The sequence below is a fragment of the Halalkaliarchaeum desulfuricum genome (genome assembly GCF_002952775.1).
In the GTDB taxonomy this organism is placed as follows: Archaea; Halobacteriota; Halobacteria; order Halobacteriales; family Haloferacaceae; genus Halalkaliarchaeum; species Halalkaliarchaeum desulfuricum.
This window is the reverse complement of sequence record NZ_CP025066.1, coordinates 2,638,116-2,661,161: the sequence shown is the minus strand read 5'-3', so window position 1 is coordinate 2,661,161 and position 23,046 is coordinate 2,638,116. Positions and strand designations below refer to the sequence as shown.

Sequence of the window (23,046 nt, the reverse complement as noted above, 5' to 3'; positions counted from 1 at the left end):
GGACATGGCGAGGCGACGTCCCGGAAACCTGGCCGCGGCCGGAACCCCTTTCCTCCGTCCGGTGGAGAATAGCGACATGGACGCACACGTCTCCCGATCGTCCGTCTCCGGGCGGGTACGCGCCCCGCCCTCGAAGAGCTACACCCATCGGGCGATCCTCGCGGCCGGGTACAGCGCCGGCGCGCTGGTCCGGAACCCGCTGTGGAGCGCCGACACGAAAGCAACGGCCCGGGCCGTCGAACGGTACGGCGGCGGGGTCGATCGTGCATCCCTGAAGGAGGACGGCACCCTCGAGATCACCGGATTCGACGGTCGACCGGACGTGCCGGCGGAGGTCATCGACTGTGCGAACTCGGGGACGACGATGCGGTTGACGACGGCGACAGCCGCCCTCGCCGACGGCGGCACCGTCCTGACCGGGGACGCCTCGCTCAGATCGCGTCCGCAGGGGCCGTTACTGGATGCGCTCGGACAGTTGGGTGCCCGGGCAGAGAGCACCCGGAGAAACGGACAGGCTCCCCTGGTCGTGTTCGGGCCGGTCGATGGCGGCGAGGTATCGATTCCGGGGGACGTCTCCTCCCAGTACGTCACGGCGCTTTTGATGGCCGGGGCGGTCACGACGGACGGAATCGACATCGAGCTGACGACGGAGCTGAAGTCGGCGCCGTACGTCGACATCACGCTGGACGTGCTCGATTCGTTCGGTGTAGCCGTGGACGTGATCGGCGGGGCCGACGACGGCGACGTCGCGAGCGCGGGCGACGTCGTGAGTGCGGGCGACGTCGTGAGTGCGGGTGCCGACGGGTTCTGCGTTCCCGGGGGCCAGTCGTACGAACCAGCCGAGGGCGAGTACTCAGTTCCGGGCGACTTCTCGTCGATGTCGTATCTGCTCGCCGCTGGCGCCGTCGCGGGCGACCCGGGCGAGGACGTTCTGGTCGCCGGTGCTCATCCGAGCGCGCAGGGCGACGCCGCGATCGTCGACATACTGGATCGGATGGGGGCGACGATCGAGTGGGACCGCGAGAACGGACAGGTTCGGGTAGCACAGTCGGCGCTTTCGGGCGTCGACGTCGACGTCGGCGACACCCCCGATCTGCTGCCGACGATCGCAACGCTGGGGGCCGTCGCCGACGGGGACACACGGATCGTCAACTGCGAGCACGTTCGATACAAGGAAACGGATCGGGTTACGGCGATGGCCGAGGAGCTCGGTCGGATGGGCGCGGAGGTGACCGAAGAGCGGGACGTCCTCACCGTCCACGGCGAGGAAACCGACCTGACGGGAGCGACAGTCGACGGGCGAGGCGATCACCGGCTCGTGATGGCGCTTGCAGTTGCCGGACTCGTCGCGGACGGATCGACGACGATCCGCGGCGCAGAGCACGTCGACGTCTCGTTCCCGGGGTTCTTCGACGCGCTGTACGATCTCGGTGCGTCGGTATCGCGATCTGAGTGAGAGACTCTCGGTATCGAGATACCGATCGACGAACAAATACTTAAATTACCTGGGGGACCCCACAACGGGTAATGAACGGAAATCGGTTCGGCCGACTGTTCCAGGTCACCACGTACGGCGAGAGCCACGGGCCGGCGATGGGCGTCACCGTCTCGGGCTGTCCCGCCGGCGTCGAACTCGACGAGGAGCGCATCCAGCGGGAGCTCGACCGGCGAAAGCCGGGTCAGTCGATGATCACCACCTCGAGAGGGGAGCCCGACGAGGTCGTCATCAACTCCGGGCTCCAGGACGGCTATACCACCGGAACGCCGATCGGGATGGTGATCCAGAACAAGGACGCGCGGTCGGGCAAGTACGAACCCTACGTGACGGCGCCACGTCCCTCCCACGGCGATTACACCTATTCGGCGAAGTTCGGCACCCGCAACTGGGGCGGGGGTGGCCGCTCGTCGGCACGCGAAACCGTAAACTGGGTCGCCGCCGGCGCCGTCGCCGAGGCGGTGCTCGAACAGAGCGAGTACGACGTGCGCGTGAAAGCCCACGTCAACCGAATCGGCGACATCGAAGCACCCGACGTAAGCTTCGATCAGTTGCTGGAACACAGCGAAGAAAACGAGGTCCGGTGTGCCGACCCCGAGACGGCAGAGCGGATGCGCGAGGCGATCGAGCGGTACCAGAAGGAAGGCGATTCGATCGGCGGTTCCGTCCAGTTCGAGGCCCGTGGGGTGCCCCGCGGGCTCGGCGCCCCGCGGTTCGACGCGTTCCCTGCACGGTTGGGACAGGCTATGCTGTCGGTTCCAGCCACGACCGCCTTCGAGTTCGGACTCGGGCGGGACGCGGCATCGGTCACTGGATCGGAACGCAACGACGACTGGACGTTCGACGACGGCGAGTCGCATCCCGAAACCGTAAGCGAGGAGGGCGATCCAGTACCGGTCGGCAACGATCACGGCGGCCTGCAGGGTGGAATCACCACAGGTCAGCCGATTTGCGGGGAAGTGACGCTCCACGCGCCCACGTCGATCCCCAAAACGCAACGAACCGCCGACTGGGAGACCGGTGAAGAAAAAGAGATCCAGGTCGTCGGCCGGCACGACCCGTCGCTGCCGCCGCGTGCGGTTCCGGTCGTGGAAGCGATGGTGAACCTCACGATCCTGGATTTCATGCTGCTTTCCGGCCGGATCAATCCCGACCGCCTCGACGATCGCCCCGGCGAATACGACACCGACTACCACCCCAGCAGTCCCGAAAACGAATGAACGCCGTCGACGAATCTCCAGGTCTCGGGTAGGCTGTGCTGCCGGAACTCGATCTCGTCTCGCGAACGCTCGCGGTCGCAGTCACAGTCGGTGGTCCGATCCTCGTGATCCTCTTTTACGCCGAGGGGATGTTCGTCGGGAAGATCCTGCAACCGCCGCTGGTGTTCGTCGGCTACGTCGCAGCGACAGTCCCCACCCGGACGGAGATGGCGGTTCTCGGGGGTGCCGTCGCAGTCGCCGCCACACTGGGACAGTGGACCCTCGCACGCGGATTCGACGAGGAGGCGACGGAACTGTTCGGGGTCAGGCGGACCGTCCCGGGGCTCGATCGTCTACCCGAGATCGTCGAACGACGCGTGGGTGATCGCCGACTGTCGATCGTCGAGCGATACTTCGACGCGTACGGCGGCTGGGCCGTGGCCGTCTCGAACCTGGTCCCGGGAATACGGGGCGTGATGGCGATTCCAGCGGGACTCGGGAGCTATCCGGCCGGGCGGTACCTGCTTGCGGCTGGGATCGGAAACGTCGCATATATCACGCTGTTGCTCGCCGCCGCGGCCGGTGTTCGCGGGTTGGCACGAGTCTTCGGCGTCTGAATGCTGTTTCGCGTCTGAAGGCTGTTTCAAGCGGTTCGACGCGACGACACCGGGTACTGGGCGAACGGCACCAGAAGGGACGAAAAGGGAGAAGATTTGTGTACTCCCGTCTCCTCCGATCGGATATGTCCCGGCTGTTGCCCTCCAGATCCGACCCACAGCCGTCGGACGGAGATCCCCGCGTAGTCGGCGTCGACAGCGACGACGCCGACGATCTGATCGCTGCGCTCTCCTCTGACACCGCTCGAGCCCTGCTCACCGAGATGCACGAGGAGCCGGGGACGCCCTCCGAACTCTCGAACCGGGTCGACACCACGCTCCAGAACACCCAGTATCACCTCGCCAAACTCGAAGACGCCGACCTCGTCGACGTCGTCGACACGGTGTACTCCGAGAAAGGCAGAGAGATGAACGTGTACGCGCCGTCTGATCAACCCCTGGTGCTTTTCGCTGGACGGGAATCCGAAAGCACCGGGTTGAAAACGGCACTCACCCGGCTTTTGGGTGGGATTGGGGCGCTTGCGGCCGCCAGCGCCGTCGCCCACGCGATGCTCGCGACAGAGCCCCCTGGTGTCGTTCCGACCGTCGACGACGTCGATGACGACGTGGGACCTGCCGTTGCCGAAGATGAGCCGGAAGAGACCCCCGTGCCCGAGGAGACACCGACGCCTGCCCCCGAAGAAACACCCGCCCCCACTCCCGAACCGACACCAGTTCCCGAGGAAGAAGAGGTCGCCGAACGTGCCGTCGAGGACGTCGAGTTTTACTCGACGACGGCCGACCAGGTGTCGGCGCTCGCGGAGGGAACGTTCTCGGCGTTGCCGCCCGGGGTCGTGTTCTTCCTCGGCGGGTTGAGCGTTCTGCTCGCCATATTCGCGATCCAGTATCTCGGTTCACGATACGGGTGGCCCTGACGCGACAGCCCGGGGCGTCCGCGTTTCGTCTCCCGAGGAACAGCTATTCATACTTCCCTGCCCAATCCGGAAACATGGATCACGAGGCCGAAGTGGAAGGGATCGGTGTCGGGCTCGGCCCGGAAGGGAGCCGCATTCCCGCGATCGTGCTCGACGTCCGCGGGGAGTATCTGCCGATCTTCGTCACGCACGACCAGGCCGACTCGATCCGTCTCGCCCTCTCCGGGGAGCCGTTCGAACGCCCCCTGACGCACGACCTGATGGTCGAGATGGTCACCGAGTTCGGCGGCGCGATCGATGGGATCCGAATCGACGATCTCTCGGACGGCACCTTCTACGCGAAGGTGGACGCACAGCGGTACGAAAACGGGGAACCCGAGCCGTTCGTCTTCGATGCGCGCCCGAGCGATGCGATCGCGCTTGCGGTCCGGGTCGACTGTACGATCACCGTGAGCGACGAGATAATCGACGAGGCCGGACGCCCGCCCGAGGAGATCGCCCCGGCCGGCGAAGAGGAGGGTATGCCTGGAGGGGATCCCTTCGAAGAAGTCGGCGATCCGTTCGACGATCCCGACGATTTCGAGGATCTCGGCGAGGAAGAGTTCGGAGGGGACACCTTCGATGACGGTCCGTTCGGGGACGATCCCTCCGACGAGTTCGGGGATCTGGATCCCGACGATCCCGACGACGAATCCGACGAGCAGTAGCTGTCACGTATTGTCGCCTCCTCCCCCGATTCCCCCGTTCTGACGGGGGTGACGCCCGTCTCCGCGCTCGGTGTCCGAGTCGGCACTCGGTGTCCGAGTCGGCGCTCGACGCCCACTTTCTTGCATCCGTCCCCGAAAGCACCTACCATGGACGAGACGGCAACACTCGCGGAATCACACACCGAGATGACCGAGATCCTGCTGCCGAACGACACCAACACCTACGGCCGTGCGCTGGGTGGGGTCGTGCTGCACTGGATGGACGTCTGTGGCGCGATCGCGGCGATGCGGTTCGCGAACAGGGGCGTGGTGACCGCCTCGATGGACCACGTCGACTTTATCAGCCCGATCGATCTCGGCGAGGTCGCAATCATCGAGGGCTACGTGTTCAACACCGGACGGACGAGCCTCGACGACGAGGGCGATCCGACGCCGGTCCCGGATGTCGACTGCCCGACCGACGAGGAGGTCGCGCTACGGGACGGGGCAAAAGAGGAGCGCAGACGACAGCTCGAGGACGTCGTCGACAGGCTCGAATCGGAGTGACGTTGTTTCGACCGGAAACCGACGCCGCCTACCGTGCCGGGGGGCGTGTCCCCAGGGTGAGCGATTCGGTCACTCGCTCCCCCTCGCGGATCACGTGAACGTCGATCGTCTCGTCCGGTGAGGTTTCGAGCGCCAGGAACCGCGCGAGGTCCTCGTTCGTATCGATCTCGGTGTCCGCGAACCCGACGATCACGTCTCCGCCGGTCGGCACCGACTGACCGCCGACCGTCTCCGAGCCGGTGGCGCCCTCGAGAACCCCGTCGGCAGGGCCGTCGGAAACCACCTCGACGACGTAGACGCCGCGAACCTCCTCGAGGTCGTTTACCTCCGCGACAGTGGGCGTGACTGGTCGGACCTGTACCCCGAGCCGGGAGTGTTCGTACTCGCCGTCCTCGATGAGCGATGGAACGATGCGGTCTGCAAGCGGTGCCGACACCGCGAACCCGACGTTCTCCCCACGGGTCGCGGTGACTACGCCGGCGACCTCCGCCTCGAGTGTGACGAGGGGGCCGCCGCTGTTGCCCGGATTGACGGCGGCGTCGGTCTGGACCGCGTCCGGGATCTGGTAGTTGTTCGGCGCGGGAAGCGACCGGTTCCGGCCGCTTACGATCCCCTGTGTCACCGACCCTCCGAGTCCGAACGGGGCGCCGAACGCGAGCACTTCGGTCCCGATTTCGGGCGTCCGGTCGACAAGTTCCAGTTCGGGGGGAGCGTCCGCATCCGAGAGATCCCGTCCTGAAGACAACACCGCCAGGTCGCTGTACGGATCCGTCCCGACGATCTCGGCCTCGTACCAGGAGCCGTCGGAGTACTGTAATCGGACGGTCTCTCCGCCGTAGACAACGTGTTCGTTCGTGACGACGTGGCCCCGATGAAGGAAGCCCGATCCCTGACCTGCCTCGAACCCGTCCTCGTAGATCTGTACCCTGACGACCGACTTAGAGACGCTCTCTGCGACGGCGGCGTACGTGTCCGAACTGCTCTCTTCGACGGCCAGATCCGCCGCGTTCCCCTCGCCGGCACCGGCAGGCGACTCGGTACCGTTCGGATCCTCCTCCGGGCCGACCTCGGACGCCGGACCCGTACAGCCCGCGATCGCGACCGCGCCGGCCGCAGCGAGAAACCCACGTCGGGTATTTTTCATGTGTTATCATCGTGCTCTTGGCGGGTAAATCCTCTGCCGGGATTCGTCCGAGGCGGTCGTCTTTTTGTGTCTCGGAGCCCACCGGACGGTATGAGTCTCGACGTCGAACCGCCGGATCCCCCCGAACTCGAGGAGATCGACCCGAACCAGTACGAGGACGCTGAGATCGTCGGCGACACCGACTACCGCCGGACAGAACTCGAGCAGCTCCTCCGGGAAGGAGCCTGGGAGGACGCCTTCGAAGAGTGGGCCGCCTCCAGTGACCTTGAGGAATCGGAGTGGCAGATCGTACTCGACCTGGGGTTGATCCGAGAGTACGACTTTTTCTGGGACGATTTCGCCGATCGGGTCGGCTATCACGCGCCCGGGATCCCGGAGGACTGGAAACACCGCGACCTGCACCCGGAACTCGACTCGTGGGGGACCGTCTCCGGGATCAACGCCGGTCTCACCGAACTCGGACAGATCGTCTGTGAGGTACTCAAAACGGAGTACATCGACTGGGAGGCGGAGTACGACGCCCCGGACGACCTTCCGGATTTCGAGTAGCGTTGGAACTGCGGCCGCTCCCACCCACACGGAGCCGACGAAAAACGCGACTGTCCCCACGCCGCGGGACCACCGTTTTGATATATACCGGTCCATAGAGAACAGGTATGGACGACACAGTCGAGGACCAGTACACGCCCGCGGACGTCGAGTCCGCGGTCGAGTCGTACTGGGAGGAACACGACGCCTACGAGGCGGCGAAGGAGGCTCACGCCGACGATCCCGCCTTCTTCTTCGTCGACGGCCCGCCGTACACCAGCGGCCAGATGCATCTCGGGACAGCCTGGAACAAGACTCTGAAGGACGCCGTCATCCGGTACAAGCGGATGAGCGGCTACAATGTCACCGACCGACCGGGCTATGACATGCACGGGCTCCCGATCGAGGTGAAAGTCGAGGAGGAACTCGGCTTCGAGTCGAAACGCGACATCGAGGAGTACGGGATGGAGGCGTTCATCGAGGAGTGCAAGTCCTTCGCCGAGCGCAACCTCGAGTCGATGAACGAGGACTTCCAGTCGATCGGCGCCTGGATGGACTGGGAGGACCCGTACAAGACCGTTTCGCCGGAGTACATGGAGGCCGCCTGGTGGGGGTTCCAGCAGGTGGCCGAACGCGGCCTCGTCGAGCGTGGGAAGCGATCAATCTCCCAGTGTCCTCGGTGTGAGACGGCGCTTGCCAACAACGAGGTCGAGTACGACGAAGTCGAGGACCCCTCAATCTACGTGAAGTTCCCGCTGTCCGGTCGCGAGGGGTATCTCGTCATCTGGACGACGACCCCGTGGACGATCCCCGGGAACACGTTCGTCGCCGTCGGCGAGGACCTCACCTACCAGGCCGTCGAGGCGACAACGGACGGCGAAACCGAGGTTCTGTACGTCGCCGAGTCGTGCGTCGAGGACGTACTGCGTAAGGGTCGGTACGACTCCTACGAGGTGCGCGAGGAGTTCGACGGCGCCGATCTCGTCGGCTGGGAGTACGACCATCCGCTTTCGGCGGAGGTGCCCGATCACCCCGACTTCGAGGGTGCTGGAACGGTCTATCTCGCCGACTACGTTGAGGCCGACCGGACGGGACTCGTGCACTCTGCACCCGGGCACGGGGAGGAGGACTTCGAGCGCGGCCAGGAGCTCGATCTCGACGTGTTCTGTCCCGTGGGCCCCGACGGGAAGTTCACCGAACTGGCCGGCGAGTACGCGGGCGAATTCGTCCGCGACGCGAACACAGAGATCCGGGCGGACCTCGACGACAGAGGGCTACTCCTGGCCGACGAGACGTACGAACACTCCTACGGCCACTGCTGGCGGTGTGACACCGGTATCGTGCAGCTCGTAACCGACCAGTGGTTCATCTCCATCACCGACATCAAGGACGACCTCCTCGAGAACATGGAGAAGTCGGAGTGGCATCCACAGTGGGCGCGGGACAATCGCTTCCGGGACTTCATCGAGGACGCCCCCGACTGGAACGTCTCCCGGCAGCGCTACTGGGGGATTCCGATCCCGATCTGGGTGCCGGAGGGCGACCCCGAACGGCTCGAGGTGGAGACGATCGACCCCGACGCAAGCGACGTCGTCGTGATCGGCTCCCGCGAGGAGCTCGCGGCACGAGCAGATCAGGACGTCGACCCCGACGAGATCGATCTCCATCGGCCGACGGTCGACGACATCACGATCACCGAAAGCGGGATCACCTACGAGCGCGTCCCCGACGTGTTCGACGTCTGGCTGGATTCGTCGGTGGCGACGTGGGGGACGCTCGGCTATCCTGGCGAGACCGAGGCGTTCGAGGAGCTGTGGCCCGCCGACCTCATCATTGAAGCCCACGACCAGACCCGGGGCTGGTTCTGGTCCCAGCTGGGCATGGGGACGGCTGCGATGGGGGAGATCCCCTACAAACGAGTGTTGATGCACGGGTTCGCCAACGACAGCGACGGCCGGAAGATGTCGAAGTCGCTGGGGAACATCGTCACGCCCGAGGAGGCGATCGATCGGGCCGGCCGGGACCCCCTCCGGGCGTATCTGCTGTCGCACAACCAGCACGGCGAGGACCTCGCCTTCGAATGGGACGGCCTCTCGGAGACCGAACGGAAGCTGAACATCTTCTGGAACGTGTTCCGGTTCCCGGTGCCGTACATGCGGCTGGACGGCTACGACGCGGCCGACCTGCTGCTGCCGGCGTCCGGTCCCGGCGCAACTGACAACGACGTCGAACTCGCCACCGTCGATCGGTGGGTGCTCTCGCGGCTCCAGTCGGTCGAACGAGAGGTCGAGGACGCCTGGGGGGAGTACGCGCCACACGACGCGCTCACCGCGGTCCTCGAGTTCGTCACCCAGGATGTCTCCCGCTTTTACGTGAAGGCGGTCCGGGAGCGCATGTGGGAAGAATCCGACTCCGCGAGCAAACGCGGTGCGTACGGCACGCTCGCGACGGTGCTCTCGGAGACGATCCGGCTGCTGGCGCCGTTCGTGCCGTACCTTGCCGAACGGATGTACCAGACGCTCGACGGCCGGGAGACGACTGTCCACGCGCTGTCGTATCCGACGCCGGACGACGGCTGGCACGACCCGGAACTCGAAGGGGAGATCGAGGTCCTTCGGGAGGTCGAAGAGGCGGCCGCCACCGCCCGGCAGCAGGGCGGCCGGAAGCTTCGGTGGCCGGTCACGCGGGTCGTCGTCCAGAGCGATACCGAGGCAGTGCGGGACGCCGTAAGGTCGCTTTCGGACCTGCTCGAAGCGCGGGTCAACGCCCGACAGATCGAGGTGGTCGAGACGTTCGACGAGCTCATCGAGCGCGCCGAACCACAGATGGGGGCGATCGGTCCAGCGTTCGGGGCCGAGGCACAGCAGGTGATGGAGGCCGTCGACGGCGCGAAGCGAGCCGAAGTGGAATCGGGCGTCGAAATCGACGGCGAGACGGTCGAACTCGACGAGGAAATGGTCGAGTACGTCGCCGAACCCCCGGAGAACGTTTCGGCGGCCGACTTCGACGGGGGGACGGTGTACGTCGACACCACCCTCACGGAGGATATCGAGGCCGAAGGCTACGCCCGCGACGTGATCCGGCGAATCCAGGAAATGCGCAAGGAGCTGGATCTGGACGTCGAGGAGCCGATTCGCGTCGGATTCGACATCGAGGACGACCGGATCGCCGACCTGGTCGATCGACACCGCGACTTCGTCGCCGAGGAAACCAGAACCGAGTCGTGGCTCGACGCCCCCGACGAGGCTGCCGACCTCGCCGAGGAGTGGGAGGTCGAGGGCGTGACCGTCACCATCGGCGTCGAGCGCGTCGCCGCGACGGCATGATTATCGCTTTCGACGGTCGAACCGGCGCCGCCGGCGACATGATCCTCGGCGCGCTGCTCGCAGCAGGGGCCGACCGCAACGCACTCGGACCGGTCGAGGAGGGACTGCCGATCAGGTATGACGTCTCCCGCGTCATGAGATCCGGGATCACCGCGACCAATGTCGACGTGTTGCTGGAACGTGATGACGGGGCCCACGACCATGAGTCCGAAGAGGAGACCGATGACGAATCCGGAGCAAAGCACGCGGAGGGCCACGGCCCCTCGCGAAGCTACGACGAGGTAATCGAGATCGTCGAGGGGCTGGAGTTGCCGGAGCCGGTGGAACGCGACGCCCTGGCGGTCTTCGAACTCCTCGCAGCGGCCGAGGCGGAAATTCACGGCGTCGACGTTCCCGAGGTCCACTTTCACGAAGTGGGCGCGGACGACGCGATTGCGGACGTGGTCGGTGCCTGCCTCCTGTTTGCTGATCTGGGGACGGAGCGCGTCGTGACGACGCCGGTTTCCGCAGGGGGCGGGGAGGTGGCCACGAGCCACGGCACGTATCCGGTTCCAGCGCCCGCAGTCGTCCAACTCGCCGAGCGGGCCGACTGGAACCTGGTCGGCGGCCCCGTCGACCGGGAGCTCCTGACCCCGACGGGGGCGGCAATCCTGGCGCATTTCGCCGAGGGTGTGGACGTCCTCCCGGAACTGTCGGTGACCGCATCGGGATTCGGGGCCGGGGACCCCGACCGCGCCGATCGACCGAACGTGCTCCGGGCGATCGTCGGCCGGGAGACGGGTCGCCTCGAGCGCGAGGAGATCACCGTCCTGGAGACGAACCTCGACGACGCGACCCCGGAGACGCTCGGCGGGCTCCACGACCGGCTGCAGGAGGCGGGCGCACTCGACGTGTCAGTGGTGTCGACGACGATGAAGAAGTCGCGGCCGGGCCACCTGGTGAAGGTGATCTGTCGGCCCGGGGACGCCCGACGGGTCGCCCGGGCGCTCGCGCTCGAAACCGGGACGCTCGGCGTCCGCGAACACGGGGCGGGCCACCGCTGGATCGCGAACAGACGACACCGGACCGTCGAGCTGGAAATCGACGGGCGGCACTACGAGGTCGGCGTCAAGATCGCGAGCACGGCCGACGGCGAGGTGTACGACACGAGCGCCGAATACGATGACGCCGCTGTCGTCGCCGAAGAGACCGGACTGGCGACCAGGGAGGTCGCCCGGCGCGCCGAGCGTCTGGTCGACGACGTTCCAGACGCGCGACAGTAGTCCCTTTTAAATTCTCGTCCCTTGTTCGCGACTGCTACTCAGGGTCCAGATCCGTCGCGCTCGCGGTGCAATTGCAGCGCTTCGTCGATCGTCAGTTCCCCGTCGGCGACCCGGCGGGCGAGTTCCTCGTCGATCGTTCGATCCCCGGCGGATCGCTCCCGCGAGGTGGTTTTGATGCGCTCGAGTTCGCCGGGTGTTGGCTCGATCTCCCGACCGGAGACGGGTTCCCCCGGCCGGAGCGCGATGTTGACTGCAGCCAGGACGTCGGAGCCCCCACGAGCGCCGGCACCGAGCGCGGGGGTGGTCCCCGTCTCGTCGACGAGTTCCACCTCGACGCCCTCGAGCTCCGCGAGTTCGTTCACGATCCGGGCGCTTTTGAGACGGTCGCCGTCGCCGACGCGCACGAGCGGATCGGCGACATCCGACAGCTCGTCGGCCACCAGGTCGACCACCTCGTCGATCGGCACCGAAAACGCGGCGGTGACGGTCTTCCCAGACAGGACTGCAACCCCGGGGCGCGGGCCGGAATCGATTCCGATCACCGTGCGCCCGGCGCCACCGCGCAGGATCGAAAGTGCCTCCTCGATCCCGCGTCGTACGTTCCCAGGATCGACGCGGACGATCTCCGGTGGCGACGGTCGGTCCCCGGGACCAGCCAGGTCCACGGGGGACAGGTCGTCGTCGGGACCGGTGAGCACGACCGTGGTTCCCTCCGGGAGCGGTTCGCCCGGCTGGACGGTCGTGAACGTGGTCCCGCGATCCCGTAACGCGGAGACGGCCTCGTGGTAGAGCTCGAAATCTTCTGTGGCGACGACGATCACGCCGCGAGGTAGGCGATCTGTCTTTTAATAGTCACCGACGTTGATCCCCCCGTTTTTAAGTGGCGCGCGCTGTCGAGGCTGTTTTGCCGAGACACCCGCGCGCGAGGGATGAGTTCGCGAGGTGAGCGGCACGAGCCGCGAACCGAGCGAACGAATCGGCTGGGGAGGTATGAGGCGAAGCGGGTGTGAGGCGAAGCGATGGAAGAGGCGAAGCGAGTTAGCTCACAACCGCTGTTAAAATACCCGCCAGAAAACAACCGAAGGCTGATTGCGATCGCCCAAGTTCAGGATAGCATGAACATCACTATCGTCGGCAGCGGCTACGTCGGCACCACGCTTGCAGCCTGTCTCGCGGACTTCGGTCACGAGGTCGTCGCGATCGACATCGACGAGGACCCCGTGCGGGCGATCAACGCCGGGGAAGCACCAATTCACGAGCCCGGGCTGGACGAACTCGTCGCCGAACACGCCGGAGAGAACCTCACGGCGACGAAGGACTACGCCGCCGTCGCCGACGCCGAAGTCACGTTCCTCGCGCTGCCAACGCCCGCCAGAGACGACGGGAGCCTCGACATCGCCGCAATCGAGAGCGGGTCCGAATCGGTCGGAGAGGCGCTCGCGAGAGCCGAACAGGCGGGCGCCGTCCCAGACGGCGAGATCGCTCGCCACCTGGTCGTCATCAAGAGCACCGTCACGCCAGCGGTACCAGAAGAAGTCGTCGTGCCCGCGATCGAACGCGGACTCGGTCGGGCACTCAAACCCGAACTGTCGACCAGCGACCAAGAAGGGAACGGAGCCGACGATAGCGACACACCGGGCCAGTTCGAAGTCGGCATGGCGACCAACCCCGAGTTCCTGCGGGAGGGGACGGCCGTCTCGGACCTGCTGAACCCCGACAAGATGGTGTTCGGCTACGACGCCGAGTGGGCCGGCGACCGCCTCGAAGGCGTCTTCGAACCCCTGCTCACCGACGAGGTTCCGATCGTGCGGACCGATCCCGCGACGGCGATGATGATCAAGTACGCCAACAACGCGTTCCTCGCATCGAAGATCAGCCTGATAAACGAACTCGGGAACGTCTGCAAGGAGTACGGCATCGACGCCTACGAGGTGGCCGACGCGATCGGCCTGGACGACCGGATCGGCGAGCAGTTCCTGCGCTCTGGCGTGGGATGGGGCGGAAGCTGCTTCAACAAAGACGTCGACGCGCTCCGGGCGGCGGCCCGCGATCGCGGCTACGAGCCCGCGCTCCTCGATGCCGCCGTCGCGGTGAACGACACCCAGCCGGCTCGGCTGCTGGCGTTGCTTGACGAGCACGTCGACGTGGACGGCAAGCGGGTGGCCGTCCTCGGCCTGGCGTTCAAGCCCGGCACCGACGACACGCGCAACTCCCGGGCGGTGCCCGTCATCGAGGGTTTGACCGAGCGCGGTGCCGACGTGGTCGCGTACGATCCTGTTGCAGTGGACGACATCCGTGATCGGTACCCCCACCTGAGGTTCGAGGCGGCCGAATCGGCTAGGGTAGCGCTGTCGGGTGCTCACGCTGCGGTGGTTGTTACAGACTGGGACGAGTTCGCGGCGCTGGATTCGGAGTTCGATTCGATGGCCGAGCCCGTGGTGGTCGACGGCCGACGGGTCATCGAGCGGCGCGACGGGATTACGTATGAAGGATTGACGTGGTGATCACCGGAATCGGGATCTCGGCACCGGACGGGGTCGTTTTACCGCGGGCCGGAGGAAGAACACGTTCAGCCGTCGTCGATATCCTCCCGGAGCACCTCCCGCTCCGACTTCGTCAGCCCGTACACGTATCCGAACCCGACAGCTGCGGTGAAGACGGCGATCGCGGCGATCTGTTTCGCGTTCGCCGATGAAGGGGATTTCACAAGCGACCACAGCCGGCCCGGCAGGAACGAAAACAGCAGCTTGCCGAGGAACGCCGACTCGTCGCCCTGCGAATCGGGATACAACACGCTCATGATCCGCTTCGAGTACCCCTGCCAGAACGACCGGAACACCAGCCAGCGGAACTCCCCACGATACTCGAACAGTTTGTGGTGAACGACGGCGTTTCTGTTGTACACGACGCCTTTGCCGTATCGGTCCCGCAGTCGGATGCCGACCGGTGCCTCGTGTGCCTGGATGTGTCGGTCGCCCTTCCGACCGGTGTTGGGATCGTATCCGCCGACCGAGAGGAACACCTCCCGCTTGTACGAGATGTTCGATCCGTACGTGTTCCGCACTTCCTCCATGTGGTCGGCGAATCCCTTTTCAGTGCAACCGACGAGCCAGTAGAACTCTTCCGGGAAGAAGTCCGGCTTCTCGGTCACCCAGTCGGGCGCGACGTACCCACCGACTGCGATGGCGTCCGTGCGCTCGTAGGTGTCGACGAGCGTCTCGATCCACTCGGGTTCGGCGACGCCGTCGTCGTCGATGAAGGCGACGACGTCGCCGGACGCGAGTTCTGCGCCCTTCGTCCTGCTGTAAGAGATCCCCCGGTTCTCCTCGTTACAGTGACGCACGATCTCGCCGGAAAACTCGGTCGCCACTTCGCTTTCGGCGCCATATCTCTTCTCGACGTGTTCGAAAACCTCCTGGTTGCCGTCGACGACAAGCACGACCTCCAGCGGGTCGTACGTCTGTGCGAGCACGCTGTCGACCGCTTCGAAGAAGGGATCCAGCCGATCCATCGAATACGTACAGACGACGACCGAGACCTTCATTGCTCGCCGATTCACGCCTGCGGCGAATAAGAATTTCCTTCCGATCAGTGTCCAGTCGCCGACGAAAAACAGCGACTGAGAGATGCGAGATGAAGCGACTGAGAGATGCGAGATGACAAGGCTTATGCGACTTTTGCCAGTCGTAGGGAACAATGAGTGAATCGAGTGAGGATGCCGACGATATCGGGACGTCGGTCCTCGAAACCCTCCAGGAGTACTATCACGTTCCGGTTCTGGGATTCCTCGTCGGCGTGATGCTGTGGATCCGTCTGCAGGCGTACGACAACTTCATCGTCGGTGGCGACGTGTACTTCCGGGGTAACGACCCGTGGTATCACTACCGGGAGACGATGTACGCCGTCGAGAACTATCCGAACACGTTACCGTTCGACCCGTGGACCGGGTTCCCATACGGCCGTCTCGTCGGCCAGTTCGGAACGCTGTACGACCAGATTACCGCGACGATCATTCTCCTCGTCGGTCTCGGCAGCCCAACCGAAGCTGAAGCATTGCGCGTGATGCTCGTGATGTCGCCCCTGTTCGGGGCTGCCGCAGCGATCCCGGCGTATCTCATCTGTCGCCGGTTCGCCGGACGTGTGGCGAGCCTCGTCGGGATTCTCGTGCTCGCACTCCTTCCGGGAACGTTCCTTAGCTACACTAACGTCGGGTTCTACGACCACCACGCGGGCGAAGTGTTCTTCATGGCTGCGGCGGTGATCGGGCTGCTCGTCGCCTTCGCGGTGGCGGAACGAGAAAAGCCCGTCTGGGAACTCGTCCTCGACCGCGACGTGGAAGCGCTTCGAAATCCCGCGAAGTGGGCCGCCCTGGCCGGCGTGCTCGTGGCACTCTACATGTACACCTGGCAGCCCGGTGTGCTCCTCGTCGGTATCACCGGCGTGTTCGTCGTCCTCAAGATGACGAGCGACGTCGTCCACGGCGATAGTCCCGAGCCGGCCGCCTTCGCCGCCGCCGTCTCGATGGGTGTGACGGGCCTGTTGATGGTGATCCCGCTCGATCAGTTCACGTTCGGCGTCACCGACTACTCGCTCACTCAGGTGTTCCTGCCGCTCGCTGTGGCTGGCGGTGCGATCTTCCTCGCATTTCTCGCTCGACAGTGGGAACAGAGGGATATTCAACCGCTCGCATACCCGGCCGCCACCTTCGGTCTGATCGGGCTCTCTGTCGCTGTCTTCGCGCTCGTCTTGCCGGACGCCTGGAGCACGATCGAGACGAACCTCCTGCGGACCGTCGGATTCAGCGCCGGGGCCGAGACGCGAACGATCGGCGAGGCACAACCGTTCCTCGCGGAAAGCGTCCTCCAGCAGCGAGGAGTCACGCCCGTCGAGCGGATAATCGACGAGTACGGCCTCGCGTTCTTCGTCGCCGCGCTGGGTGCGATCACCCTGCTCGCGAAACCGCTCATAAAAAGCGAGGACACGAACGACACCGGATACACGGTCGCCGGAATGGCGATCATCGGGACGATTCTGCTGCTGCCGGCGATCCCCGCGGCGATCGGCAGTGTCGTTGGGATGGCCTGGCAACTTGTCGGTCTCCTGATCGCGGCCGGCGTCATCGTCGGCGCGTTCTATCGGGTCGAGTACGGCGTCGAGGAGACGTTCCTGGTCGTCTGGGCGGCGTTCATCGCGAGCGCGGCGTTTACCCAGACCCGGTTCAACTACTATCTCGCGATCGTCGTCGTCGTTCTCACCGCTTACTTCCTGCAGGAGCTTCTCGTCCGGATCGACCTCGCAGAGCCGTCGCTTGCCGATCTCAAGAACGTCAAGGGCTGGCAGGTGATGGTCGTCGGGACCGTCGTCGTCCTGCTTTTGGTTCCGCTCGTGGCCGTCGCCACCCCGGCGTGGGCGGCCGGCGCCGGCACCGGTCCGGGTGCAGTCACCCAGTGGGACGACAGCCTCGACTGGATGAGCGAGGAGACGCCTCATCCGGGCGAACTCGAAGGGTACGACAACAGGATGGAGTACTACGGCACGTACGAGCGCCCGGCTGATGGCGACTTCGACTATCCCGATGGCGCCTACGGCGTGCAGTCGTGGTGGGACTATGGACACTGGATAACCGCAATCGGAGAACGCATACCGAACGCCAACCCGTTCCAGCAACACGCCACAGAGGCCGCGAACTTCCTGCTCGCGCCCAGCGAGGACGACGCCCGGGACGTACTCGCTCGCCAGAGCGACGAGGGCGAGAACACCCGATACGTGATGGTCGACTACCAGATGACCACGCCCGGCTCGAAGTTCGGCGCGCCGATCGTCTGGTACGACGAGGATCCCGACCTCGAGCAGGAGGACTTCTACTTCACGATGTGGCAGCAGATCCAGGAGGGGCCACAGGAAGGCGGGGCCCAGCCGGTCGGGTACATCCAGGACCAGCGCTACTACGAGAGCCTGATGGTCCGGCTGTACGAGTATCACGGCAGCGCCAAGGATCCGCGCCCGATCGTCGTCCAGTGGGAGGAACAGACGTACACCAACGTCGAAACCGGCGAGGAAATCGAGGTCAAGCAGATGCCCACCGGCGACGAGGAGTTCGTCCTCGAGTTCGACACGATGGAAGAAGCCGAAGCGTACGTCGAGGAGAACGACAACGCCCAGATCGGCGGCGTCGGACCGCACCCCAGCGAGCGGGTTCCCGCACTCCAGCACTACCGCCTGGTGAAGGCGAGCCAGAGTTCGGCGATGATCCCCGGAACCGAATACGCGAACAACCTCCAGCGGACCGCACAGATGACCGGGCTCGATCCCGGAGACCTGATCGAAACCCAGCCCCAGTGGGTGAAGACGTTCGAACGCGTTCCCGGGGCGACGATCCAGGGTGAAAACGCCACGCCCGGCCAGGAGGTCACCGCCCAGGTGCCGATGGAGGTGCCAGCCACTGGCGAGACGTTCACCTACACCCAGCACGCGACCGCCGACGAGGACGGCGAGTTCGAGTTCGTCGTGCCGTACTCGACGATCGGATACGACGAGTACGGGCCCGAAAACGGCTACACCAACGTGAGTGTCCGTGCGACCGGCGAGTACGTCGTTATGGAGGAGGGTATCGAAGAGCAGGACGGGGAACTCGTTCAGTTCGTCGACACGACAGACGTCCACGAGGGACAGGTCGTGGGCGACGATCCCGAACCCGTGAGCGTAACGCTGGAACCGGAAGCGCTCGATCTTGGACAAGCGCCGGATGAAGACGAGGAAGAAAACGGTACTGACGGTGAAACCGACGGTGACGAAGAAACCAACGGTGACGAGGAAGAAGAAACCGAAGGTAACGACGACACCGAGGGATCGCTTGCGGCACCGACGCTCGTCGGGTGACCCCCGATCGTGACGTCCCCGCTCCGTAACCTGGCGTCGGTGTTCCTGAAAGGCGCGTGTATGGGCGCCGCCGATGCAGTCCCCGGGGTTTCCGGAGGGACGATCGCGTTGATCACAGGGATCTACGAGCGACTCGTCGCCGCGATTACGGCGATCGATACCGATCGAATTCGACGTCTCCTGTCCGGGATCAACCCCCGGAACCTGCCGGACGCGCGGGCGGCGTTCCTCGAGATGGACGGCCCGTTCCTGCTCGCGCTCGGGGTCGGGATCATGACCGCGGTGATCACCGTCCTCCGGACGGTCGTGTTTCTGCTCGACACCGTCCCGGTGGCCACGTTCGCGTTCTTCTTCGGGTTGATCGGCGCCTCGGCGGTCGTTCTCTTTGCGGATCTCTCGCTCGACACCCGGGGACGGAAGGCAGCCGCAGTGGCCGGGTTCCTCGTGGCGTTTCTCCTCTCGGGTGAGACGGCAGCCGCCGCTGACACGGGTGGGCTGTTCATTTTTGTCGCCGGGGCGATCGCCGTGAGCGCGATGGTGCTCCCGGGCGTGTCCGGCTCGCTACTGTTGATCCTGCTCGGACAGTACGAATACATGTCCAGAGCACTCGAGGGGTTCGTGGACGCGCTGTTCGGGTTCGGGATGGGTGGATCGACCACCACTGTCCTGGAGACGGCACCGCCGGTCGTCATCTTTCTTTCGGGCGCCGTCGTCGGCCTCTTTACGGTCGCCCACGGGGTGCGTTTCGCGCTGGCGCGGTATCGGGGCGCCACGTTCGCTTTCCTCGTCGCGCTGGTGGCGGGAGCACTGCGGGCCCCGGTGGTCCAGGCCGACCTGGCGCTCGCTGAAAGTGGTCGCGCCTGGACGCCGTCGGTGCTGGCGACGTTTCTCGCGGCTGCCGCCGTCGGCGCGGCAATCGTGCTCGTCCTCGATCACTACGCTGGCGTCATGGATTATTACACCGACGACCAGTCGGTGTGACGGCCCGAATCAGTCGCTCACTCCCGGGACACGGCGATGTCACGCATCCAGCCGCCACAGTCGGGGCACTCGGATGGGCCGTCGCTTGGAACCTCCCTGTATCCACAGGTGACACACTCGTAGTAGTCGTAGGAAGCTTCGTACGGATCGATACGCGAATTGTATACTGTCACGACACACCATGACGGTAGTTTACTTATTACATTTCCCCATAAATACCCGGAAAGACCTTAAAATAATAATACTCAATTAATATTTGGTGGCGGGAAACCCAGGTACATGCGCCTATATTGGACGAATATAAAATAATCTTTCGGATCGGGGGAAATAGTCCTACATGTTTTGATCTCGATCGTATATAGTGGGCGCTCGTCAGGTTCGGCTTCGCTGACTGTCCTCAAGTTCGATCCACCTGCACGGTCTCCTCGACGATCATGCTCGGTCCCGCGCCGACCTCGATGAACTCCTCGGCGTCGGAGAGAACAGTCTCACCGATCTCGGAGTCGAACGCAGCCGAAAGCGCCTGCTGGTCCTCGAAGTACAGTTCGAGAACTCCGTCGTACTCGCTTTTCTCCGGATCGGTCGGCACGGAGGTCACGTAGCGTTTCACGCCGGGAAGATCAGCGGCGAGTGGACTGTGCGTCTCCAGCCAGTACTCCGCGAACTCGTCGTGAGTGAGTTCGGGCTTTTTCACGAGGAACTCGACTAGCTTGATCATACGCACGACTCCCATGGCCGAACCCTTCGTTCTATCGGCGACGAACCGGTGACCTGCATCGAACCACCCGTAGCTGCGGGCCCGGAGTCACGTTTTTGTAACCCGGCATCCCAGAGAATATTATGGGCGCGAAAATCCGCAAACCGACCGTCCGTACGTGCGAGCGCTGCGGCCGCACGGAAGAGTGGAACGACGAGGCCGAGTCATGGCGCGTCAGCACCGCCTCGGGGGAGCCGTTCTGTATCCACGAGTGGGACATCAACGGATCGTTCGTCCCCGTAGACAAGTAGTTCCCAACGGATACCCACTCGCCCGGAAGCTCCCGTTTCGACACACGTTTACCGCCTGCGAGATTATCACGCCCCAATGAGCGACACGGCCGACCGTGAGGGGAGCGTCACGGTCGTCGGAACCGCCCACATCTCCTCGGCGAGCGTCGAAGAAGTCGAAGAGACGATCGAGCGCGAACGACCGGACGTCGTCGCGGTCGAACTCGACGAAGGGCGATATCGACAACTGCAGGGAGAGACCCCCGAAGATCTGGACGCGTCTGACCTGTTGCGTGGCAACACCGTCTTCCAGTTTCTCGCGTACTGGATGCTCTCGTACGTGCAGACGAAGATGGGCGAACGGTTCGACGTCACGCCGGGTGCGGACATGATGGCCGCGATCGAGACCGCAGAGGGGTTCGACCTGGACGTCGCACTGGTCGATCGCGACATCCAGACGACGATCCAGCGGTTCTGGGCCCGGATGACCCTCTCGGAGAAACTCCGCATGATCGGCGGGCTGGCCTTCGGCGTCGGCGACAGCCGGGCGGCCGGGCTCGTCCTCGGGATCGCGATCGGGATCATCGCGGGGCCGATCATCGCGCTGTTCGGCGGTTCCTTCGGTGTCACCGACGCGCTGCTCGTCCGGGTGACCGGCGCCGCCGTCCTCGGGATCGCCGCCGGCTATCTCCTCGACCGCCTCGGTCGCGGGCGACTCACGCCGGATGGCCGGTTGTTCGCGGCGATCGGTGGCGGTGGACTGCTCGGGATCGGGCTCCTCCTGACCGGAATCGTGGACACGTACGTCGAGGCGTATCTCGGCGGGTTTGTGGTCAACGCGGTCGGCTCGCTGGCGCTCGGGATCACCGCCGGCATCCTGGTCGGCAGTGTCGTCGCGCTGTTTCTCGGCCTGTTCGAGGACGACCGACCCGCCGAGGGTGGACTGGATGACCTCTCGATGGAGGAGCTCACCGACACCGACGTGGTGACGATGATGATGGAGGAGTTCAGACAGTTCAGTCCCGGCGGGGCGGAAGCACTCATCGACGAACGCGACGCGTTCATCGCCCACAAGCTGGTCGCGCTTCGGGATGCCGGTTACCACGTCGTCGCCGTGGTGGGTGCCGGTCACCGGGACGGAATCGAACGGTATCTTCGGGAGCCGGAGACGCTGCCGCCGATGGAGGATATCACCGGTACCGAACGGGGGCGCGGTATTCCGTGGTTCAAGGTAATCGGTGTCGTCTTCTCGATCGGATTCATCGCCTTCTTCGTGTTGCTCGCGATGGCGGGAGTTCGGGACGGGTTCCTGCTGCGGCTGTTCGCGGCGTGGTTCCTGATAAACGCCGTCTTCGCGTTCTCGCTCGCGAAGCTCGCGGGGGCGCGGTGGTCCTCGGCCGGCGTCGGCGGCGCGGTCGCGTGGCTCACGTCGATCAACCCGATGCTTGCGCCCGGTTGGTTTGCGGGCTACGCCGAACTCCGTCACCTCAGGGTGAACGTCGGCGACATCTCGCGGCTCAACGACATCCTTTCGGACGAAACCAGGCCGGCCTCCGATATCGTCTCCGACATGTTCGACGTCCCGCTGTTCCGGCTCATCATGATCGTCGCGATGACGAACGTCGGGAGCATGATCGCCACGTTCCTGTTTGCGACGTACGTGCTGCCGATGTTCTTTGCCGAACTGGGCGGCGTCGAGGCGGTCGGCCGGGAGATGATCCGTGGGGCTCAAAACAGTGCGGACCTGATCTGGAGGACGATCACATGAGCCGACACGGTCGCGGACGCGATGTCTACGGTGTACAAATCGGCCGACTCCAGTTCAGCCAGTCGGAACTCCAGGACCTGCTCGTCGCGTGGCTGGCGCTCGGGATCGCGTTCGCGCTGTTTTTCGTCGGTGGGGCCGCCAACCTCGACCGACTGCTCGCCGGCGGAATCGTGATTCCGGTGCTGGTGAGCCTCTTTACGGCCGGGATCGGCTTCCTGTTGCACGAACTGGCGCACAAGGTGGTCGCGGTTCACTACGACCAGATCGCCGCCTTCGAGGCCGACTACGGAATGCTGTTTCTCGCGATCATGAGCGCCATGTTGGGCTTCATCTTCGCCGCCCCCGGCGCCGTCGTCCATCGTGGACGACTCACGGTCCGCCAGCATGGCCTGATTGCCCTGGCAGGGCCGGTGACGAACGTTGTCCTGACGGCGCTGTTCATTCCGGTCATGGTGCTTGGGGTCCTGATGGGCTCGGATCTGGTCTGGCTGCTCGGCTCCCGCGGATTCGCGATCAACATCTTCCTCGCGGCCTTCAACCTGATCCCCTATGGCCCGCTCGACGGCAAGACCGTCATCCAGTGGAGCAAGCTCATCTGGGTCGTCTTCTTCGTCCCGACGGTCGTCATCGCCGTCGTCTCCGTGTTCGGCTACGGGCTCGGCTTCGGCGGGAGCTTTTAAGACCCGATCGTCG

19 protein-coding genes and 1 pseudogene are annotated in these 23,046 nt (G+C 64.8%); 15 read left to right on the top strand and 5 right to left on the bottom strand.

From position 1 onward, the window contains the following. Positions 1-76 precede the first annotated feature (76 nt). From AArcSl_RS13245 to AArcSl_RS13220, 6 genes and pseudogenes are all read left to right on the top strand, one after another. Positions 77-1,456 (top strand): 3-phosphoshikimate 1-carboxyvinyltransferase, encoded by a 1,380-nt coding sequence (locus AArcSl_RS13245; RefSeq protein ID WP_119820172.1) that lies wholly within the window; start codon positions 77-79, stop codon positions 1,454-1,456. 71 nt (positions 1,457-1,527) lie between these two features. Then, entirely contained in the window at positions 1,528-2,715 is a 1,188-nt protein-coding gene (aroC, locus tag AArcSl_RS13240) for a chorismate synthase (protein WP_119820169.1), read from the top strand. Between the two features lie 35 nt (positions 2,716-2,750). Further along, positions 2,751-3,311 (top strand): DedA family protein, encoded by a 561-nt coding sequence (locus tag AArcSl_RS13235; protein ID WP_119820166.1) that lies wholly within the window; start codon positions 2,751-2,753, stop codon positions 3,309-3,311. A 125-nt stretch (positions 3,312-3,436) separates the two neighbouring features. Continuing rightward, positions 3,437-4,225, top strand: coding sequence for an ArsR/SmtB family transcription factor (locus tag AArcSl_RS13230; RefSeq protein WP_119820163.1), 789 nt, complete (start codon positions 3,437-3,439; stop codon positions 4,223-4,225). A 74-nt stretch (positions 4,226-4,299) separates the two neighbouring features. Then, a pseudogene (locus AArcSl_RS13225) lies at positions 4,300-4,764 on the top strand (bifunctional nuclease family protein); the annotation flags it as partial. A gap of 315 nt (positions 4,765-5,079) precedes the next feature. After that, on the top strand, positions 5,080-5,478 hold the full coding sequence (locus AArcSl_RS13220; RefSeq protein ID WP_119820157.1) for an acyl-CoA thioesterase: 399 nt from the start codon (positions 5,080-5,082) through the stop codon (positions 5,476-5,478). A 28-nt stretch (positions 5,479-5,506) separates the two neighbouring features. Here AArcSl_RS13220 and AArcSl_RS13215 read toward each other — a convergent pair whose 3' ends face one another. Further along, a complete protein-coding gene (locus AArcSl_RS13215; protein ID WP_119820155.1) occupies positions 5,507-6,622 on the bottom strand; it encodes a S1C family serine protease in 1,116 nt (371 codons plus the stop codon). Positions 6,623-6,712: 90 nt separating this feature from the next. Here AArcSl_RS13215 and AArcSl_RS13210 point away from each other — a divergent pair, with 90 nt between their 5' ends. The 3 genes from AArcSl_RS13210 to larC all read left to right on the top strand — a co-directional run bounded on the left by AArcSl_RS13210 (position 6,713) and on the right by larC (position 11,738). Continuing rightward, positions 6,713-7,171, top strand: a complete 459-nt coding sequence (locus AArcSl_RS13210; protein WP_119820153.1) for a hypothetical protein — start codon at positions 6,713-6,715, stop codon at positions 7,169-7,171. A gap of 107 nt (positions 7,172-7,278) precedes the next feature. Next, entirely contained in the window at positions 7,279-10,476 is a 3,198-nt protein-coding gene (gene ileS, locus AArcSl_RS13205) for an isoleucine--tRNA ligase (RefSeq protein WP_119820150.1), read from the top strand. Further along, positions 10,473-11,738 (top strand): nickel pincer cofactor biosynthesis protein LarC, encoded by a 1,266-nt coding sequence (larC, locus tag AArcSl_RS13200; protein ID WP_119820148.1) that lies wholly within the window; start codon positions 10,473-10,475, stop codon positions 11,736-11,738. Before ileS ends, larC begins: the two co-directional genes overlap by 4 nt. Positions 11,739-11,776: 38 nt before the next feature. Here the strand turns inward: larC and AArcSl_RS13195 are convergent, their stop codons facing one another. Beyond that, positions 11,777-12,559 carry a hypothetical protein gene (locus AArcSl_RS13195; protein WP_119820146.1) on the bottom strand — a complete coding sequence of 261 codons (783 nt, stop codon included), beginning with the start codon at positions 12,557-12,559 and terminating at the stop codon, positions 11,777-11,779. Positions 12,560-12,853: 294 nt separating this feature from the next. Between AArcSl_RS13195 and aglM the strand changes: the two genes are divergently transcribed. Then, positions 12,854-14,242: a UDP-glucose 6-dehydrogenase AglM gene (gene aglM, locus AArcSl_RS13190; RefSeq protein WP_119820144.1), complete on the top strand. Its 1,389-nt coding sequence runs from the start codon at positions 12,854-12,856 to the stop codon at positions 14,240-14,242. A 65-nt stretch (positions 14,243-14,307) separates the two neighbouring features. Here aglM and aglG read toward each other — a convergent pair whose 3' ends face one another. Then, positions 14,308-15,282, bottom strand: coding sequence for a glucosyl-dolichyl phosphate glucuronosyltransferase (gene aglG, locus AArcSl_RS13185; protein ID WP_119820142.1), 975 nt, complete (start codon positions 15,280-15,282; stop codon positions 14,308-14,310). Between the two features lie 152 nt (positions 15,283-15,434). Here aglG and AArcSl_RS13180 point away from each other — a divergent pair, with 152 nt between their 5' ends. Together AArcSl_RS13180 and AArcSl_RS13175 are read left to right on the top strand one after the other, a co-directional pair. Continuing rightward, on the top strand, positions 15,435-18,617 hold the full coding sequence (locus AArcSl_RS13180) for an oligosaccharyl transferase, archaeosortase A system-associated (protein WP_119820140.1): 3,183 nt from the start codon (positions 15,435-15,437) through the stop codon (positions 18,615-18,617). Between the two features lie 60 nt (positions 18,618-18,677). Next, the gene (locus tag AArcSl_RS13175) at positions 18,678-19,598 is read left to right on the top strand and encodes a DUF368 domain-containing protein (protein ID WP_119820138.1); all 921 of its coding nucleotides are present in this window, start codon (positions 18,678-18,680) and stop codon (positions 19,596-19,598) included. A 17-nt stretch (positions 19,599-19,615) separates the two neighbouring features. Here AArcSl_RS13175 and AArcSl_RS13170 read toward each other — a convergent pair whose 3' ends face one another. Together AArcSl_RS13170 and AArcSl_RS13165 are read right to left on the bottom strand one after the other, a co-directional pair. After that, positions 19,616-19,771 (bottom strand): rubrerythrin-like domain-containing protein, encoded by a 156-nt coding sequence (locus tag AArcSl_RS13170; protein WP_119820136.1) that lies wholly within the window; start codon positions 19,769-19,771, stop codon positions 19,616-19,618. A 224-nt stretch (positions 19,772-19,995) separates the two neighbouring features. Further along, positions 19,996-20,316: an EthD family reductase gene (locus AArcSl_RS13165; protein ID WP_119821998.1), complete on the bottom strand. Its 321-nt coding sequence runs from the start codon at positions 20,314-20,316 to the stop codon at positions 19,996-19,998. A gap of 122 nt (positions 20,317-20,438) precedes the next feature. Between AArcSl_RS13165 and AArcSl_RS17140 the strand changes: the two genes are divergently transcribed. The 3 genes from AArcSl_RS17140 (at position 20,439) to AArcSl_RS13155 (ending at position 23,033) form a co-directional block, all read left to right on the top strand. After that, positions 20,439-20,606, top strand: coding sequence for an HEWD family protein (locus AArcSl_RS17140; RefSeq protein WP_193588470.1), 168 nt, complete (start codon positions 20,439-20,441; stop codon positions 20,604-20,606). A 76-nt stretch (positions 20,607-20,682) separates the two neighbouring features. Then, positions 20,683-22,353, top strand: a complete 1,671-nt coding sequence (locus AArcSl_RS13160; RefSeq protein ID WP_119820133.1) for a TraB/GumN family protein — start codon at positions 20,683-20,685, stop codon at positions 22,351-22,353. Then, positions 22,350-23,033 (top strand): zinc metalloprotease, encoded by a 684-nt coding sequence (locus tag AArcSl_RS13155; protein WP_119820130.1) that lies wholly within the window; start codon positions 22,350-22,352, stop codon positions 23,031-23,033. Before AArcSl_RS13160 ends, AArcSl_RS13155 begins: the two co-directional genes overlap by 4 nt. The last annotated feature ends 13 nt before the right edge of the window (positions 23,034-23,046 follow it).

Coding starts and splice junctions, on each gene's coding strand:
- AArcSl_RS13160 (WP_119820133.1), top strand. CDS start 20,683: ATGAGCGACACGGCCGACCGTGAGGGGAGCGTCACGGTCGTCGGAACC.
- AArcSl_RS13175 (WP_119820138.1), top strand. CDS start 18,678: ATGGGCGCCGCCGATGCAGTCCCCGGGGTTTCCGGAGGGACGATCGCG.
- AArcSl_RS13215 (WP_119820155.1), bottom strand. CDS start 6,622: ATGAAAAATACCCGACGTGGGTTTCTCGCTGCGGCCGGCGCGGTCGCG.
- aroC (WP_119820169.1), top strand. CDS start 1,528: ATGAACGGAAATCGGTTCGGCCGACTGTTCCAGGTCACCACGTACGGC.
- AArcSl_RS13245 (WP_119820172.1), top strand. CDS start 77: ATGGACGCACACGTCTCCCGATCGTCCGTCTCCGGGCGGGTACGCGCC.
- aglM (WP_119820144.1), top strand. CDS start 12,854: ATGAACATCACTATCGTCGGCAGCGGCTACGTCGGCACCACGCTTGCA.
- AArcSl_RS13220 (WP_119820157.1), top strand. CDS start 5,080: ATGGACGAGACGGCAACACTCGCGGAATCACACACCGAGATGACCGAG.
- AArcSl_RS17140 (WP_193588470.1), top strand. CDS start 20,439: ATGGGCGCGAAAATCCGCAAACCGACCGTCCGTACGTGCGAGCGCTGC.
- AArcSl_RS13230 (WP_119820163.1), top strand. CDS start 3,437: ATGTCCCGGCTGTTGCCCTCCAGATCCGACCCACAGCCGTCGGACGGA.
- AArcSl_RS13165 (WP_119821998.1), bottom strand. CDS start 20,316: ATGATCAAGCTAGTCGAGTTCCTCGTGAAAAAGCCCGAACTCACTCAC.
- ileS (WP_119820150.1), top strand. CDS start 7,279: ATGGACGACACAGTCGAGGACCAGTACACGCCCGCGGACGTCGAGTCC.
- aglG (WP_119820142.1), bottom strand. CDS start 15,282: ATGAAGGTCTCGGTCGTCGTCTGTACGTATTCGATGGATCGGCTGGAT.
- AArcSl_RS13155 (WP_119820130.1), top strand. CDS start 22,350: ATGAGCCGACACGGTCGCGGACGCGATGTCTACGGTGTACAAATCGGC.
- larC (WP_119820148.1), top strand. CDS start 10,473: ATGATTATCGCTTTCGACGGTCGAACCGGCGCCGCCGGCGACATGATC.
- AArcSl_RS13210 (WP_119820153.1), top strand. CDS start 6,713: ATGAGTCTCGACGTCGAACCGCCGGATCCCCCCGAACTCGAGGAGATC.
- AArcSl_RS13180 (WP_119820140.1), top strand. CDS start 15,435: ATGAGTGAATCGAGTGAGGATGCCGACGATATCGGGACGTCGGTCCTC.